At 56.9% G+C, this 16026-nt stretch carries 11 protein-coding genes and 1 pseudogene; 8 read left to right on the forward strand and 4 right to left on the reverse strand.

All coding sequences use genetic code 11. The features are described from left to right. Positions 1-73: 73 nt before the first annotated feature. The gene (traA, locus tag ACIQWP_RS20015; protein ID WP_402790958.1) at positions 74-4672 is read right to left on the reverse strand and encodes a Ti-type conjugative transfer relaxase TraA; all 4599 of its coding nucleotides are present in this window, start codon (positions 4670-4672) and stop codon (positions 74-76) included. A 190-nt stretch (positions 4673-4862) separates the two neighbouring features. Here traA and ACIQWP_RS20020 point away from each other — a divergent pair, with 190 nt between their 5' ends. Further along, a complete protein-coding gene (locus ACIQWP_RS20020; RefSeq protein WP_402790961.1) occupies positions 4863-5363 on the forward strand; it encodes a TraC family protein in 501 nt (166 codons plus the stop codon). 216 nt (positions 5364-5579) lie between these two features. Here ACIQWP_RS20020 and ACIQWP_RS20025 read toward each other — a convergent pair whose 3' ends face one another. Then, complete coding sequence (locus tag ACIQWP_RS20025) at positions 5580-5768, reverse strand: hypothetical protein (RefSeq protein WP_402790964.1); 189 nt, start codon at positions 5766-5768, stop codon at positions 5580-5582. Positions 5769-6029: 261 nt separating this feature from the next. Between ACIQWP_RS20025 and ACIQWP_RS20030 the strand changes: the two genes are divergently transcribed. Further along, positions 6030-7316: a nucleotide sugar dehydrogenase gene (locus tag ACIQWP_RS20030; RefSeq protein ID WP_402790967.1), complete on the forward strand. Its 1287-nt coding sequence runs from the start codon at positions 6030-6032 to the stop codon at positions 7314-7316. Between the two features lie 15 nt (positions 7317-7331). Here the strand turns inward: ACIQWP_RS20030 and ACIQWP_RS20035 are convergent, their stop codons facing one another. Beyond that, positions 7332-8267, reverse strand: a complete 936-nt coding sequence (locus ACIQWP_RS20035) for a UDP-glucose 4-epimerase family protein (protein WP_402790970.1) — start codon at positions 8265-8267, stop codon at positions 7332-7334. 186 nt (positions 8268-8453) lie between these two features. Between ACIQWP_RS20035 and ACIQWP_RS20040 the strand changes: the two genes are divergently transcribed. Together ACIQWP_RS20040 and ACIQWP_RS20045 are read left to right on the forward strand one after the other, a co-directional pair. Next, a complete protein-coding gene (locus ACIQWP_RS20040) occupies positions 8454-9029 on the forward strand; it encodes a sugar transferase (protein ID WP_402790973.1) in 576 nt (191 codons plus the stop codon). Positions 9030-9186: 157 nt separating this feature from the next. Continuing rightward, positions 9187-10548, forward strand: a complete 1362-nt coding sequence (locus ACIQWP_RS20045) for an O-antigen ligase family protein (protein WP_402790975.1) — start codon at positions 9187-9189, stop codon at positions 10546-10548. Positions 10549-10606: 58 nt separating this feature from the next. Here the strand turns inward: ACIQWP_RS20045 and ACIQWP_RS20050 are convergent. Next, a pseudogene (locus tag ACIQWP_RS20050) lies at positions 10607-10729 on the reverse strand (IS3 family transposase); the annotation flags it as partial. 325 nt (positions 10730-11054) lie between these two features. Here ACIQWP_RS20050 and ACIQWP_RS20055 point away from each other — a divergent pair. The 4 genes from ACIQWP_RS20055 (at position 11055) to ACIQWP_RS20070 (ending at position 15688) form a co-directional block, all read left to right on the forward strand. Next, complete coding sequence (locus ACIQWP_RS20055) at positions 11055-12044, forward strand: glycosyltransferase family 2 protein (protein WP_402790978.1); 990 nt, start codon at positions 11055-11057, stop codon at positions 12042-12044. Between the two features lie 181 nt (positions 12045-12225). Continuing rightward, on the forward strand, positions 12226-12849 hold the full coding sequence (locus ACIQWP_RS20060) for a class I SAM-dependent methyltransferase (RefSeq protein WP_402790981.1): 624 nt from the start codon (positions 12226-12228) through the stop codon (positions 12847-12849). Next, on the forward strand, positions 12842-13780 hold the full coding sequence (locus ACIQWP_RS20065) for a lysylphosphatidylglycerol synthase domain-containing protein (protein ID WP_402790984.1): 939 nt from the start codon (positions 12842-12844) through the stop codon (positions 13778-13780). Before ACIQWP_RS20060 ends, ACIQWP_RS20065 begins: the two co-directional genes overlap by 8 nt. Before the next feature lie 33 nt (positions 13781-13813). Continuing rightward, the gene (locus ACIQWP_RS20070) at positions 13814-15688 is read left to right on the forward strand and encodes a hypothetical protein (protein WP_402790987.1); all 1875 of its coding nucleotides are present in this window, start codon (positions 13814-13816) and stop codon (positions 15686-15688) included. Positions 15689-16026: the final 338 nt, after the last annotated feature.

Raw genomic sequence — 16026 nt, forward strand, 5'->3', positions numbered from 1 at the left:
CGCCCGTTGACCTAGCTCGATCGCCAGATCCGAATATGAACCTGTCGTTTCCCTTTGACCTCTCCGAACATTCTCAGCGATTAACACCGCGGGCACGGCCGATCCGACGTTGGCGCTCGGCAATAATCTCTTCTGCCCTGTCGGTGGCGACGGCACGCTGGACCGTGCGCAATTGCCCAAGGATGGCTTTGAAGGCCGATTGCTGAGACTTTGAGACCATGTTGGCAACACCAGTCTCGTTGCGCGCAATAGCACCCGGCCCGAAGCGGGCATCAAGTGCCTTGCTGACAAGAGCAAATTCTTGCCGGACGTCCTGTGACAACGACCGAACGAGTTGTGCCAACTCACGCGGGTTCTTCTCCGTCTCGGACGTGATGCGCCGCAGCTCGGCCCGGGCAATTCTCGTCAACGGTGGAATAGGTATTGCCATCCGTTCCCGCTCGATCATGACCGCCGATTTTTCGGTCTCAAAAGCGCTCAAGTAATATCGACCAAGAAAGTGAATATCAGCACTAACTGCGTTAACCGCCTGCAGCGCTTTCCTGCGTTCGCGGCCACCAGCGAGCAGCCTATCCATCGTCCTGCCACTACCGCGCATAGGGCCATAGGCAGTTGGCTCTGTGGCAACGGCACGTGAAATACGCTCAGGGTCGATCTGCTTGCGCACCAGATCTTCGATCATCGCCACTGCGGCTGCTGGGTCGCGCCAGATCACGGCCCCAGTCGTAGCGAGTGCTGCTCTTACCTGTTTGTAATGCTCAGTCTCGATCACGCGCATCCGCGCCTCCTCATCGAGGCTTGCCTTGAATTTCGTGACCGCCGGCAACATCGCATGTGTGGTGTTGAGGTCATCGGAGGTGGCCGCGGCAACGATCCTGAAACTATCCCGTTGCTCAGCGAGCTGCTGCTCGGCGGCAAAGCGTTTGACAGCAGTAAATATTGCGATCAACTCGGTCCGCTTCCCCTTGTCAATCGCTTCCGGCATGCCCATCGCAATATCGCGCTCTGCGAATTGATCAGTCTTTTCCGTAAAGGCATCTCGTCCGAATCGGCGGCTCAAGGCTTCACTCACCGCCTTGATCTCCTGAACAACGAAACGATCCTCCGCGGTGATGCGAAATGCTGTGTGGTATGCCTCGTGCCCACCCTGCTGTCGGATTGCTTCCACCTCAGCGAGTCGCCCTCTTGCTCTGTTGGAAAGGCCTGGCACCGTGACCTCCATGAACAACCGACGCTTTCGTTCGCGACCGTCGAACTGATCCGCCTGCTTGCGAAACTCAGTTGCGTGCGCCCGTGCAAGAACTGCCAATTCGGATACCTTGGCCAAGGCGTCAGCCCTCGTAGCTTGATCATCGCGACCGTCGATCAGCGTGTTGCTGCCCCGCAACGCACCTAGGCTTTGCGGAGAGCGTGACAACCGGTCCGCCATGATGCCTGGATCCAGCGAGAGGTTCGATGATTGTTCGTTCAGACGGGAAAGCGCTCTATCTGGCTCACGATAGATTCGCTCAAGCAGCGGACGCAGCAGCGCTTCTCGTTCCTTCCATTGTGGAGACGCGAGTTGGGCGAGACGCGCATCTTCCGCAATCGATCGGATAAGGGATTTCACTGCGGGTAATAAATCGGAAGCATCCGCGACCGGAGCGGGCAACGCGTCTTTGTCGTGTGTTTCGTGAATAGCAGTATTTCGCCCCAAAGTTTCGATCGCGATTCCGAAGGGCACGTTCGACCGTTGCCGGAGCCGCGCTACATGATCACGTTGTATGGCGAGCCAATTGGATAGACGCTCAACCTGTGCCTCGACGGCGTGACCATACTCCGCGATAGTGTCGATGCCGCGCCGCCGTGCGAAGTCGAAAACCACGGATCGATAAGACGCCGCGTTTTCGAAATCGAGCGTTGTCGTCTTTTCGCCGGAGCGCGACAGGCGTTCGACTAGTTGCGCAAAGAGCGCCGGTCGATGATGTTCGGCGGCAAGCTGCTCGATCCGATCCTTGGCCTTATCAATTGAATATGCCGTCCAAATATTGCGTTCGATAACGCGATCCTCAAAGTGCCTCGCGCCCGTTTCCTCATCAACGACAGGCACTTTAACGGTGACTTTTTCAGTTCCATCCTTGCGCAGGGTCGCTGTATCGCCGACCCCCGCGCCGGCCTCCTCAAGCGCCTTGGGCAGATTGACGCCCCAAAGGCGATGCGTGGTTCCATCACTCGTTTTGACGTCAACGTAAGGGGAAGGACCGGCGTCGTGCCGCTTGCGAAACTTCGCAAGCCCAGTTTCAACAAGCTCGCCGGTGATGCCAGCGGCATGTTCGACGCGCACTGGCTTGCCCCATTCGAACCTTGGCTGAAAATCTTCCCTTGCCGCATAAAGATCGACACGCTCGCGATGACGCGTCATGGCAACATATGTCAGGTGTCGGTCCATCATGCCCGTTGCAAGGACGAAAGCGCGGTCGAAGGTCGATCCTTGCGTCTTGTGAATCGTTGCGGCGTAGCCATGATCAACATTGCGATAAGTGTCTTCGGCGAACATGACATCCCGACCACTGTCCAACCGAACGAAAAGAAATGGTTCCCCACCTCGATCCGCTGTCGATATCACCGTTCCAAACATGCCGTTCTTGACATGCTGGACAGCTAGGTGAGGGGCCTTGGGTTCGACGAACCGCGCATTTTCCAGGAAGATGATCCGGTCTCCCTCGGAGAACTCACGTCTGCCGCGCTCGGTGCGAAACGACCTACCCTCCCCAAGTGCATCCTGGTGTAACATAACCGCACGGATCGCGTCGTTGAGGCGTCTCACATCGCTATTGGTGTGGGCGAGAACCATCAACTCGTCGCCATGCAACTTACGACCCTCGACCTCCGCCTTGGCAACGGCATCAAGGCGAGCGTTGGCCCAGTCGGAGACGATGCGTTGAACCGCATCATTGCGCGTGTCGCTTTCGAGGAGATGGCCATGGTCGCTATAGACACTCAAGGCTTCCTCAACATTTCCACGGGCAAACAGACCAGACGCCTCTCGCGCCCATTCGTGTCTCTGGCGGCGAACGCCGACCAATTCGGCAAAGCCGATGCGCTCGACGATGGCACGGAAGGAAGCTCCCGCCTGGATCGGCTGAAGTTGCATCGCGTCGCCGACAAGAACGGCTTTCGCGCCAGCATCCTCGACGCGTTTGAGAAGACGCGCCATCTGTTCCGACGATACCATGCCAGCTTCGTCTAGTACCAACACGTCGCCCTTCTGCAACAGGTCATAATCGTTTTCCCAGGCTAGCACCCAGGCGGCAATCGTTCGCGAACGGATCCCGGAACTACCATTCAGTGCCACCGCCGCCTTGCCGGCGAGCGCTGCTCCGAAGACGCGCCTGCCTTCTCTTTCCCAGGCAATACGTGCCACACTCAGCAATGTCGATTTGCCAGCGCCCGCAATACCGACGACTGCGGCAATGCCGCTATCGGCCGTGATATGTCGAATCGCATCGACCTGCTCAGCGTCGAGGCGAATGACCTTGTTTGGCGCTGCCTCAACTTCAACTATCGCAGCGTCAACTTGGGATGACGATACCGCGAAACCACCGATGTTCGAGAGATTGAATGCCGACCGCGCCATGTGGAATTCGGTTCTGATCGTCGCGCGCGTCGTGAAGACTGCCGGCAGCTCGACCCCACCAGTTTCCGCACTCACCTGTTGCGGCCGCAGCATTACCAAATCATCCGATGCCATCAGTTTCGCGCGGATATTGGCAAAGACGATTGGATCATCAACATGGCGGTGCAGGGCGCGGGCGATCTCGGCCTCATCGAAAGTCGAGCGCTCGTTGCTGAGTTGCCTAAGCAATAGACCGGGGTCGGCAGCGAGGCGATCCGCAGCCTCGTAACGCTGCGCCAATGCTGCAGGGGCGAAGTAGACATCGGCACCTTTGCGTAGAAGCGCCGTGCGGATAGGACCGAGATGGCGCTGCCCCATTCCCCGCAACCCCTGCTCCTCGTAGGAGCGGCCGTCTATGCGGATATCGTGACCGGCAAGTGTTAGATGGTGCGTTACTGTTTGAGCCCAGGCAAGCCTCCACTCCTCCATCGTTGCCTTGTTGCCTGCCCACGGACGGTAAATGATTGCTCCTTTCGGCCTGTCGGGGGTTTTGAGGCGCAACGGCTCACCGCTGTCGTCGACGATAGCGACGTGCTTCAGCCCAAATCCTTCCGCTGTCAGTGGACGAAGCGTGGTCATAACGTGGACGTGCGGATTGCCCTTCTTGTCGTGATAGACCCAGTCGACCACCATTCCGCGCGACACCAGGTTTTCGCGAACGAAGTCGCGCACCAGGGCGATATTCTCCTTCCTGCTGAGCTCGTTTGGAAGCGCAAGGATGATCTCGCGGGCCAACTGTGCATTACACTGGGTCTCGAAACGATCGACGGCATTCCAAAGCGCTTCGCTGGCGCCGGCAACCGATCGTCCGTCGATTACAGTTCGCAACCATGCCGGCGTATCGTCAGGCAGAGCGAGTTCCTCATGGATGAGTTCGTCCGCCCCTGCGGAGTAGCAGAACTTAGTCCCCACCTGCTCATCCATCATCTTGGTACGATGGCGATAGGCAGCAGCCGAGACGATGCTCTGTCCCGCTCCGCGGCTGATCAATTTCGCTCTCAAAAACATAATAGCCAAATTTGACTCTATCCTTTCTGGCACGTCGATACCGCACAGACATCGGAATATCTGGCAAGAAGGCCTTGAAAGAGACCAATTTTCAAGGACGAGTTCCACTTTCCTATATTATTTCACCCGATTTGACTACCGTATTTAAATCAGTATAAAAGATGCCATCAGGCTCGGCCCTGACGAAGAAACGACAGACATGCGTGCAAGAACCACGGTTTCCGACATCGACACGCAGATCGAGCTGCTCAGGGAGAAACGCCAGAGCGTGGTCGCCGCGGCAAATGAACACTTCGCTAGCGCGGCATGGCGGGCCGGTCTCGCCGAACTGGACATTTCCGCCGCCGAGCTCAATGACGTCCTCGCCGAGATCACAGCGCGATTTCGCAATAGCGAAAAAGGACGACCGGCGAATCCGCTTAGGCGGCTAGATCAGCGGATTATGCTTCTCGAACGAAAGCGGCAGCGCGACATGGCGAACGATCGCAAGCGCGAAAGGCGCGAAAAGATCATCTTCGGCGGATTGATCTTCAAGGCTGGTTTGAGAAAAGCCGATCGCGCATTCCTGCTCGGCGCACTGATCGAGGCAAGCCGGATCCCGTCAGATACTGAGCGATATCGCCAGCTACATAAGATTGGCATGGAAGCGTTCCGAGCCGACGCACGCATGACCAATTCAGAAAGCAAGGATCTCGCATGACGGTAGAGTGATGATCGGGCCTAATGCTTCCGAGAACATTGTGTCAGCGGTCGTGATCGCAATGGGCGGGCGGCGACAACGATATTTTTGCCTCGAAATGTCGATTGGTTCATACCTGCCACGGCGGCCACATCGGTGCCAGCGGCTGCATCACCGGGTTTGCTATTTTGGAAGTGTTAAAGCCGGATCGGCTCGAAACGAAGCCGCGTGCAAATCTTACTCTCCGCGCTCGGCCTCGAGGGCGGCAATCTCGTCGGAGATTTCCGCGATACGTTGCCGGAGCTCCACTTCGGTACCGTCGTCCACCTCGCCTTCGCCGAAACAATAGCGCGCTATATGCAGCTCAAGCTTGGCTTCAAGCTCTTCGCGCTGGGTGCGTAGATGTTTGAGATAGCTGTTTCGCATTGCGAACCACGCTTTCCGAGAAAATAGGTCTCACCCTAATAAATAGGTTTGGAACCAGAAAGTTTCGATAGGCATCCTATGCATCTCCGCCAAAGCCGAGGCGCAGCATGCGACAAGACTGCACTTCCAGGCCATTGCAAAGCGTCTGACCGGTCATCACATTCATGCGACCCGCACCTGAAATGATCCTGAAGGCAAATATTAGGCGCTGACATCCGGTTCGGATTTGGGCTAATTCAGGGGGAGTGTTCGAGGTATGTTGTGTTGAACGAAAAAATTGCCGTCATTGGCCTCGGTTATGTGGGCCTGCCCGTCGCGATTGCGCTCGCCGAAAAATTCCATGATGTGGTCGGTTTCGACATCAAGGCCTCCCGCGTCGCCGCGCTGAAGGCAGGCGAGGACGATACCCGCGAAGTCTCGCCCGAGCGGCTGAAGGCCAGCGGCCTGCGCATCAGCAGCGACATTGAAGACCTGCAGGATCGCAATTTCTTCATCGTCGCCGTGCCGACGCCGATTGACCAGAATCGTCAGCCGGATCTCAGGCCGATGATCTCGGCCTCGCGCACGATCGGCAAGATTTTGCGTGAAGGTTCGGTCGTCGTCTACGAATCGACCGTTTATCCCGGCGTCACCGAAGAGGTCTGCGGCCCGGTGCTGACGGAGCTTTCCGGCCTGCGCCAGGGCAAGGACTTTCATGTCGGCTATTCGCCGGAGCGCATCAACCCCGGCGACAAGGAACACACGTTCGAACGCATCGTGAAGGTCGTCGCCGGCGACGATGCCGAAACGCTGGAGAGGATCGCCGCCGTCTATGGCGCGGTGGTCGAGGCCGGTATCCATCGCGCCCCCAGCATCAAGGTGGCCGAGGCCGCCAAGGTGATCGAAAACACCCAGCGCGACGTCAACATCGCGCTGATGAACGAGCTTTCGATCATTTTCGAGAAGATGGACATCCGCACGGCCGATGTCCTGAAGGCGGCGCGCACGAAATGGAATTTCCTGCCCTTCACCCCCGGACTGGTGGGCGGCCACTGCATCGGCGTCGATCCCTATTATCTCACAGCCAAGGCGGAAGAGCTCGGCTATCATCCGGAGGTCATCCTGTCGGGCCGCCGCATCAATGACGGCATGGGCGCCTTCATCGCCCAGAAGCTCATCAAGATGCTGGTCTCGGCGAAGAAGCCGATTAACGGCGCCCGGATCGGCATTTTCGGCCTGACCTTCAAGGAAAACGTGCCCGACCTGCGCAACAGCCGCGTGCCGGACATCATCCGGGAACTGCACCAATTCGGCCTGGAGCCGCTGGTGCACGACCCGATGGCGAGCCATTCGGAAGCCGAAGAGGAATATGGCATACGCCTGATGGAGCTGAAGGATTTCGGCAAGCTTGATGCCCTCGTGCTTGCCGTTCCCCACAAGTCATACCTGGCGGAAGGTGCGGCCACGATCCTCGATCTCTTGAGCGAAAACGGCGTGGTCGTCGATGTGAAGGCGGCGCTCGATCGGACCAATCCTCTACTGGAAGGGCACTCGGTCTGGAGCCTGTAAGGTTGATAGGCCAGTTCAGCGAGACTTCGCTCCGGCGCCGGCGACCGTTGCCGCCAGCCCCTCTTCGACCGAATGGGGCGGCGACCAGCCGGTGACCGCTCTCGTCTCGCCGATATCGACCTGCAGCGAACCAAGCAGCCGCTGCGCGGCGGCCCTGCGGCCGAGACAGGCTGCAAGCCCCTCCAGCAGCGCCGGCGGCACCGGCAGCATCCAGGCCTTGCGCCCCGCGGCCACGGAAAGTCTTTCGATCAACTGGCCGATGGAAAGATCCTCGCCATCGCTGATGAGGAACACGCGATTGCCGACGGCCGAATGGCAGACGCAAAGCAGCATGAAGTCGACGAGATTGCCGACGAAGACGAGAGACCTGCGGTTTCGAATCGCACCGAACGGCCAGGGAAACGGCCTGCTCGCCCATCTCATCAGACTTGCGAAATTTGCCTTCACGCCGGGACCATAGACGAGCGGCGGCCGGATGATGACGACTTCCATGGCGGTTTCCGCGCCGATGGCAAGCAAAGCCTCCTCCGCCTCCAGCTTCGAGAGGCCATAGGCATCTTCCGGATGCGGCGCATCCGAAGCCTTGAGCGGTTTTCCCGCCGCAGTCTCCTCGCCATTGACCTTGATCGAGCTCAGGAAGATGAAGCGCTTGACGCCGGCGTCGGCGGCCTGCCGCGCCAGATTGGCCGTTGCGTCGACATTGACGACGCGAAATGCGGCCAGCGGATCGGCGGCACTCTCGTTCATCACATGGACGCGGGCCGCGAGATGCATGACGGTATCAACGCCGGCAAGCGCCGCCGACCAATCCGTGGCGCCGTCGATCTGCCCGATGGCAACGAAGCCGGGCCGGGATGTGCGGCTCGCCGGTCGATAATCGATCTGCCGGCGGGAAAGCTCGGCACACAAGGCCTGCCCAACAAAACCCGTCGCGCCCGTCACCAGGATCATGCCTGCACCGCCTCCGCTCTTTCACGTCGCTACTACCGCAGAAATGCTTTGCACGGGATATCAGCCCGGAACAAGAGCGGGGAATCTTGCGGGGGGAAGGTTGTGCTTAAATTCGCGATATGAGATGCACAAGGCAATGACGACCTTCATCGCCCCGAACCGGCGACGATGCAACAGCAAGAGACGATGCTTTATACGATCGCCAAGCGCATTTTCGATTTTCTCGCCGCTCTTGCAGCGACCATCGTCTTTTTCATTCCGATCCTGATCGTCGCCATTGCCGTGCGCCTGACCTCGCCTGGCCCGATCCTCTATTGGTCGGATCGGGTCGGCCGGAAAAACCGGATCTTCCGCATGCCGAAATTCCGCAGTATGCGCACCGATACGCCCGCCGTCGCGACCCATCTCCTGAAAGATCCCAAGATCTATCTGACGCCGATCGGCTCCTTCCTGCGCAAATCTAGCCTCGATGAGCTGCCGCAGCTCTGGTGCATCCTGACGGGCGAGATGAGCATCGTCGGCCCGCGCCCGGCGCTCTTCAACCAGCACGACCTTGTCGCCCTGCGCACGGAGCGCGGCGTCGACGTGCTGCTGCCCGGCTTGACCGGCTGGGCGCAGGTCAACGGCCGCGACGAACTGCCGATCCCGGAGAAAGTGGCACTGGACGAGGATTACCTGCGCCGGCGCTCCTTTCTTTTCGACCTTAAGATCATCGTCCTGACGGCCCTGAAAGTCGTCCGGCGCGATGGAGTTGCCCATTAGCCAGCATCCGGCGAAATCGACAGCGCCGATATGCCGGTATGGGAAAAATGCCGCATTCCTGCCCCTTTGCGGCCATAGGGGCCGTCGTGAGGATCTGGAATGCCGGAAGTAAACCGACTGTGAATGAAGGCGGACGACGACATTGGACGACCAGCGCATGAACAAACCGCATGCTGATCTCGCAGCCGAACCGATCGGCGTCACAAAGGCTGGAAGCAGCATGGCGAAACCGGTCGCGATCATCGGCGGCCTGCTCTGGCTGCTCGTCGCCTCCCCGACCGTGGTCGAAAGCGATGCCTATCGCTACGCCACAGCGCTTCTCTCCCTGATCGCCCTCTATTATTATATCAAGGCGCCCATACGGCCGCGCACGGACTGGATCGGCTGGCTCTGTATGGGCTGGGCCGTCTACGTCATGGCCCGGTTCGGCATCACCTTCTGGCTGACGCCGCAGCACGATATCGGTGCCTCGGACTGGCTCTACGCCTTCCCGTTCTTCTTTCCGATCATGGGCGTCGCGTTTCTGCTCTACGAAGAGCTGATGGAGAAGATCGTCGCGGCCTATTTCGCCATGGTCCTCATCATGCTTGTGGCAACGCAGCATCTGCGCGAGGTCTTTGCCGGCGAAACCATCCGCCCGCTGATCATGAACAACCAGATCCACGGCGCCGTCGCCTGCGGCATGATCGTGATCTTCACGCTGTTCTGGCTGCTGCACTACCTGACGGACAAATCGAGCGACCGCCGGATCGCCCGCTTTGCCTATATCGTTTCGCCCTTCATCTTCGCGCTCTGTTTCATCGCCATCTACGGCGCCAAATCGAAAGGCGTCTGGCTGGCGCTCGGCATCACGCTGCCGCTGCTGGCGCTCATCACGCTGACCTATCTGCGCCTGAAGAGCGGCGCCATCATCATCATCGCCGTGGCCGCCCTATTGATTGCCGGCATATACGGCGTCAGGCACAACCTCGACAAGGCGGCCGGCCCGACCGTGGCGGCAGCCATTTCGATGGTGGAAAACATGGCCGACGGCCACGAGATGGGCGGCGTGGTCTCAAACGCCATCAGCTCGACCAACACGCCCGTATCGATGGACGAGCGCCTGCAGCTCTGGTCCAACAGCTGGGAGGTCTTCTCCTCCGCGCCGGTCTTCGGCTGGGGCAACAGATGGCTGGAGCGCTGGGCCGAGACCCGCTATTCGCATGTCGAGTACACATTGCTGCACAACGGCTATCTGGAGATCCTGGTACGCTACGGCCTGTTCGGCGCCGCCATCATGGCCTTCATGCTCGCCATCTTCATCCGCGCCGTCTGGCGCGCCCGCAAGGCAGGCATCATCCCGCGCGCCGCATGGCACGCCTACATCATGTGCCTGTTCTTCTTCTCGCTGACTCTGCTCAGCAACTCCAACAACCGCTTGGCCATCGGCGAAAGCCTAGCCTTCGCCTCCTCCGCCTTCGCCTGCTGGTGCCACATGCGACTGAAGGGCGAGCATTTGGCGATGTCGAAGGCCACGTAAACGAAGCCTTGCCAGGTGGCTAGTGGAGTAAGAAGCGCAGATGCGCTTCTCCTCCCCGAATCTTGGCAGCGATCGAGGAAACCGGTGCCCACCGCGAAGAATATTCGCCTTCGTGATCCAAAACCATCCGCACGGCACGGGCGCGGACTTCAGGTGAAAATTTGTTTGTTGTCTTGCTCATATCGACTCCACTTTCTGAGAAGTTGGAGCCTCCGGCAAATCCGGCGCGGTTCACAAAGAGGGGAAAGTCGACTGCCGGTATTTGAAATTGGCGCACCAATTTGGCAGCGAATGGTAGTCGCAAAACATGTTGAAGTTTGCCGGTGGTTTGCGACGGTATGCGCTCTTAACTTAAATCATAAAATATATAAAATACACCTGATGTTGATGACGCAATCTCATAGCAATAAATGAGTTGCTCTAGAACTAGAGCCAGACTAAACGCGCACCCGTGGGAGTTACCAAAGAGAGTTACATTGCGAAAACTCATTATCCAGATACCGTGCTTGAACGAAGAAGGAACTTTGCCGGTTACGCTCGCGGATCTCCCGCGTCACGTCGAGGGTTTCGACACGGTGGAGTGGCTCGTCATTGATGACGGCTCGACCGACGGGACGGTGCGGGTTGCAGCCGAAAACGGCGTCGATCACATAATCTCGTTGTCACACAATCAGGGCCTAGCTAAAGCCTTCATGACCGGAATCGAAACGGCGCTGAAACTCGGGGCCGACGTGATCATCAACACGGACGCGGACAATCAATATGACGCGTCTTGCATTCCCGACTTGGTCCGCCCCATATTGGAAAAGCGTGCACAGATCGTAGTGGGCGCCAGACCGATCAGCGAGATAGAACACTTCTCGTCCATCAAGAAAATACTGCAGAGGTTTGGTAGCTGGTCCGTGAAGCTGGCAAGCGATACGACCGTCACCGATGCTCCCAGCGGCTTTCGCGCTATCCATCGCGACGCGGCAGTGCAATTGAACGTCTTCAACCGATACACCTACACGCTGGAAACAATTATCCAGGCGGGGCGCAAGAATATTCCGATCACCTCCGTGCCGATCCGGGTAAATGGCGATCTGCGACCGTCAAGGCTCGTCAAGAGTGTAGCAAGCTACGTCCGTCGCTCGTTGATCACGATTGTTAGAATATTCATCGTCTACAGCCCACTACGTTTCTTCACCGCCTGCGCGGCGGTTGTCGCAATACCGGGAACGTTGATGATCTTGCGCTTCCTCTATAACTATATGGCCGGCCATGGTAGCGGCAACATCCAGTCGCTCGTCCTCTCGAGTGCGCTGCTTGCGCTCGCGGGTATTCTTGTCATGAGCGGAATTCTCGCCGAACTCATCGCCGTCAACCGGCAATTGCTAGAAGAGGTCCGGATTCGGCAGTTGCAGCAAGAACTGCGCAGCCTCTCGCAGACTGGCCTCGATGGCCAGCCAGCCGAGACGTCCGGCGAACCGAAAAAGAAAGCAAAGGGGCGTGGGTAATCAAATATCCGGATTGACGCCCGCCTATGACAATTCCACAAAGGGCACAAGGCCGGGGCTTCTGGCCCAAGTTGATAAAATACAAGTAATTCTCTCTGGCGCCATTCGGCTCTTTGTGGTGGAAATCGAAGACAGATACGGCCTCGGGCCTCTCACTGCGTCGTGAGCAGGAAGAAATAAAATGACGGAAACACCGCCAATATACGACAATGTCCCTGGCAACTATTATGACAAGTACAATACGCGGAATCCTATCGCCCGCTATTTGATGAATGGCTTCCTAGACAGTTTCGATGAGCTTACGGTAAAGACCGGAGCCCGAAAAGTGTACGAGGTCGGATGCGGCGAAGGTAATTTGTCGATGCGTCTTCACGACCGCGGCTGGGACGTCCGTGGAAGTGATCTCGAGATATCGAGTGTCGCGGAATCCAATCAGCAGTGCGCAACGCGCGGTATCGCGCCGAGATTTGAAGCCCGATCACTCTTCGATCTGACGCGGGAGGAAGCATCCGCTGAACTGGTGATCTGTTGTGAAGTGCTGGAGCATGTTCCCCAAACCGAGCGTGCGTTGGCCATTTTGAAATCGCTGGCAAATCCATATCTCCTCCTCAGCGTACCCAGGGAGCCCATCTGGCGCATACTCAATCTGGCCCGAGGTAAATACATCACGGATCTGGGCAATACGCCCGGTCATATCCAGCATTGGTCCTCCGCTAATTTTATTAATATGCTGGGAAAAACGATGAAAGTCGTTGAGGTCCGGACGCCCCTTCCCTGGACGATGGTTCTTTGCCGCTGTGATTGAGACGACGCCGGAAAGCCTGGCAGCGCAGGCAAACCGAATAAAGCCTGTCGTCCGAATCGTCGGTGTCATTGTTAGCTTAGCCGCATTTGCCTTCGTTGGTCGGGCTATCTACCGTTCGCTGGACAGCCTGCAACAGCAGCTTGCCTCCCCATTATTTCTGTTTGCCGTTGCTGGTTCCGTTTTCGCGTATGCGATGATCCTCCAACTTTGTGGACTGGCGTGGCACCGGCTATTGACTGCCATCGATGATCCCTCGTTCGGTATCGGACGTGCGCTTGCAATTTATGGAAAAACGCAAATCTACAAATACCTGCCTAGCAACGTACTTCACATGGTCGGGCGCTATCGTCTCGCCAGAAGCGAGGGAGCATCGAACAAGGCCCTTGCTTTTGCTCAAATAGCGGAATTGCTCACCATCCTCCTGGCAGCGGCAGGCATCTCGGCACTGTTGGCAAGAGCGGTTTTAGTCCATGCACTCGAGGAACGTGGCATCGATGATCCAACCTTGGTCAACGTATTGGTTGTAGGCGGTATCACCGTCCTGGCCGTTGGCGCGACTACGATTGTTCGCCAGAGAATGGCAGGAACCGGGCAAAAAGCACTTGTCGCAGCTGCCGTAGCCTTCGCCTTTTACGCACTGTTTTTCATTGGAAGCGGATTGCTGCTAGCCGCGCTCTGCAAAAGCCTTTCGACTGCTAGTGGGTTGTCCGAACTAATCGGCATCGGAGCTGCGGCATGGCTCGTCGGCTTCGTCGTTCCGGGTGCACCTGGAGGGCTTGGCGTCCGCGAGACTATTCTTATTGCCGGCCTCTCCGCAGCGGGCTTGCCTACGGCCGAAGCAACCGCGGTCGCACTCGGATATCGTTTCGTAACGACCGTTGGAGACGCTCTTGTTGCCACGGTCATCATGCTTCTTGAGTTCAAAAAATAAGCCAACGCATCCTTTGGAATTTTCGGAGCAGACATGTCGGAAGTCGATAACTGGACCGCTCGCCAAAAGGCCTTCGCAATCTTAGCGATTGGCCTAACGCTGTTTTTCCATGGCGCCGTCCCGTTCTTGATGACACCCACGCTGGGGCAGGCAGTCTGGACAACTGGTTTTGCTAAATCATTCGCCAACGGACCTTTGTATAGCATATATGCGCACGACTTCGGACTTCCGAAACCGGCTGCGATTGCGTTTGGCCTAGCCGGCGCTCTGCCCGAAAGCTGGTTAATCCGACTGGGGCTACGCCCTTCCGACGCTTATGCCGGAATGGTTGCCCTCTGGTTCATGGTGGCGTTCTGTTCAGCCTATCTCATTTCCCGAGCGTTTGAAGCAAGCCGTTCAGTTTCTATCCTTGGTGCTATGACGTGGATGAGCATGCCCACCATTTGGGCGCACTCTGGCTATTCCATGCTTTCGTTGGGAATCGCCCTGCTGCCCTTTTACTTCCTGGTATCGTTGAATTTATTTCAGCGCCTGCCAGTATCCGGCCCAAAATCGAGTGTTTTTCTGCATTTTGGAGCGTCCCTTGTCTCGGTATTCATGGACGGCTATACTTTTGTTATGTTCGCCGCAGGATCCAGCATTCTACTTTGTTACTTTTTATTGACTGACATATCAAATCGTCGATACCTTATCACAATTGCGCTGCCTGTTCAAATCTCCAGCCTATACTTGGCATACCTTGCGTACACGACATACGTTGGTAAAGGTCAGTTCGAGACGAGCCCCATAGATTTCTTTCGTGGATGGGGGCTCGATCTATCTTTCATCGCTGTACCAACAAAAGGCTTCCATTGGTTCTTGGATTTTCTAGGGGTAAGCGTACCTCGTACCGATGCAGTGTATTTCGGTGACGCCTCGGTTTGGAGAACAACATTCTCGCTTCCGGTAATTCTGGCTGGGCTATTTGCTTGGTGGCAAGTTAGGCGGAAGCGCAGCGTGGCAACAGGCTTTTTAGCTATGGCGATCGTTGGCTTCTTCATGGCACTTGGACCGACTCTAAAAATAAACGCAATTAAGCCCGAGCACATTCAGATAACTCAGCCCCGACAGCAGAGCGCAATGATGCCTGCCGAATATGGTCTTGGGCCGACGGGCAGCACATGGATCTCGGAAACCCTGCCAGGCTTTAAATCCATGCGAGCGTCTTATCGCTGGTCTGCCCTTGGGATATTGGCACTGTGGGCGTCTGTTATCGTCTGGGCGGGATCGTCTCGAAGAGGTAGCGTGGCGCCCGTTGCAACCTTGATGTTGATTACCTTCTTAAATATTCCAAATCTTCCTCAAAGATATCACTCCCTCACGGACAACAGAGCGCAATTTCTCCAGATTGATGAAGACTTAATTGATAAACTACGCGTTAGCGTTAAGCGAAATGAAGTAGTTGCTTTTGCACCTTGGGGAAACGATTTTATAGCAAACTACTTAGCCCCCGCTATTGGCTTCCGCACATTCAATATAGGCGGCGATAAAAACCTCACATCCGCGCAAGCGAACTGGCCACCGGCTATGTTAGCTCTGAATGGGGAGCTCGATAAAAGCAAGATTTCGCTTATTACCAAGATACTCTGGGATAGGAATGCCGACGTAGTGGTAATACCCTATTTCCACATGCTTTGGTCCCCTCATCTCTGGCCCTGCGTCGATCAAACAAGGGCCAAACTGACAGAAGTTTCCAGAGATGATTGGAGTGCTATCCCTGGATTTTACTGCCCGGATCAACGGAAAATTATGCTTCGGTCCGTCATTCGAGAGATAGAGAAATTGCCCGATGTCGAAGTAGCAGACAGTGATCTCTTTGCAACAGTCAGGCTGCGGCGGCAACTCGCAGCTGATATGGCCCGATATTGAGCGCGCGTCCGGTGAAGCAGCCTTTGAGAATCTGAGTCAACACCAGGTACAAATCTGCTGAGATTTGATATCGTGCGGGCGAGCGACGCCGGCAATCTTTGCAGCCGCGACGGCAGCATCCGACAGCTTCTCGTCGTCAGACCTGTACGCCGCCGCTCGACACCCGTCAAATCTCCACGTCCTTCCTGCTGACGCCTTTAATGAAGCCGAAAAACTCTAAAGCACGTCGCCGTAAATCGGATTGTAAGCGTCATCTTGACCCCACCTTCCGGATCACCTTGTGATTGACGATGTTGAGCCTGAATAGAGGGCTTGGACATATGTCGATTTCAGAGCTT

It is taken from the genome of Rhizobium sp. NPDC090279 (genome assembly GCF_044769665.1).
Taxonomy (GTDB): domain Bacteria; phylum Pseudomonadota; class Alphaproteobacteria; order Rhizobiales; family Rhizobiaceae; genus Rhizobium.

Coding starts and splice junctions, on each gene's coding strand:
- ACIQWP_RS20020 (WP_402790961.1), top strand. CDS start 4,863: ATGCGTGCAAGAACCACGGTTTCCGACATCGACACGCAGATCGAGCTG.
- ACIQWP_RS20025 (WP_402790964.1), bottom strand. CDS start 5,768: ATGCGAAACAGCTATCTCAAACATCTACGCACCCAGCGCGAAGAGCTT.
- ACIQWP_RS20035 (WP_402790970.1), bottom strand. CDS start 8,267: ATGATCCTGGTGACGGGCGCGACGGGTTTTGTTGGGCAGGCCTTGTGT.
- ACIQWP_RS20040 (WP_402790973.1), top strand. CDS start 8,454: ATGCTTTATACGATCGCCAAGCGCATTTTCGATTTTCTCGCCGCTCTT.
- ACIQWP_RS20045 (WP_402790975.1), top strand. CDS start 9,187: ATGAACAAACCGCATGCTGATCTCGCAGCCGAACCGATCGGCGTCACA.
- ACIQWP_RS20060 (WP_402790981.1), top strand. CDS start 12,226: ATGACGGAAACACCGCCAATATACGACAATGTCCCTGGCAACTATTAT.
- ACIQWP_RS20070 (WP_402790987.1), top strand. CDS start 13,814: ATGTCGGAAGTCGATAACTGGACCGCTCGCCAAAAGGCCTTCGCAATC.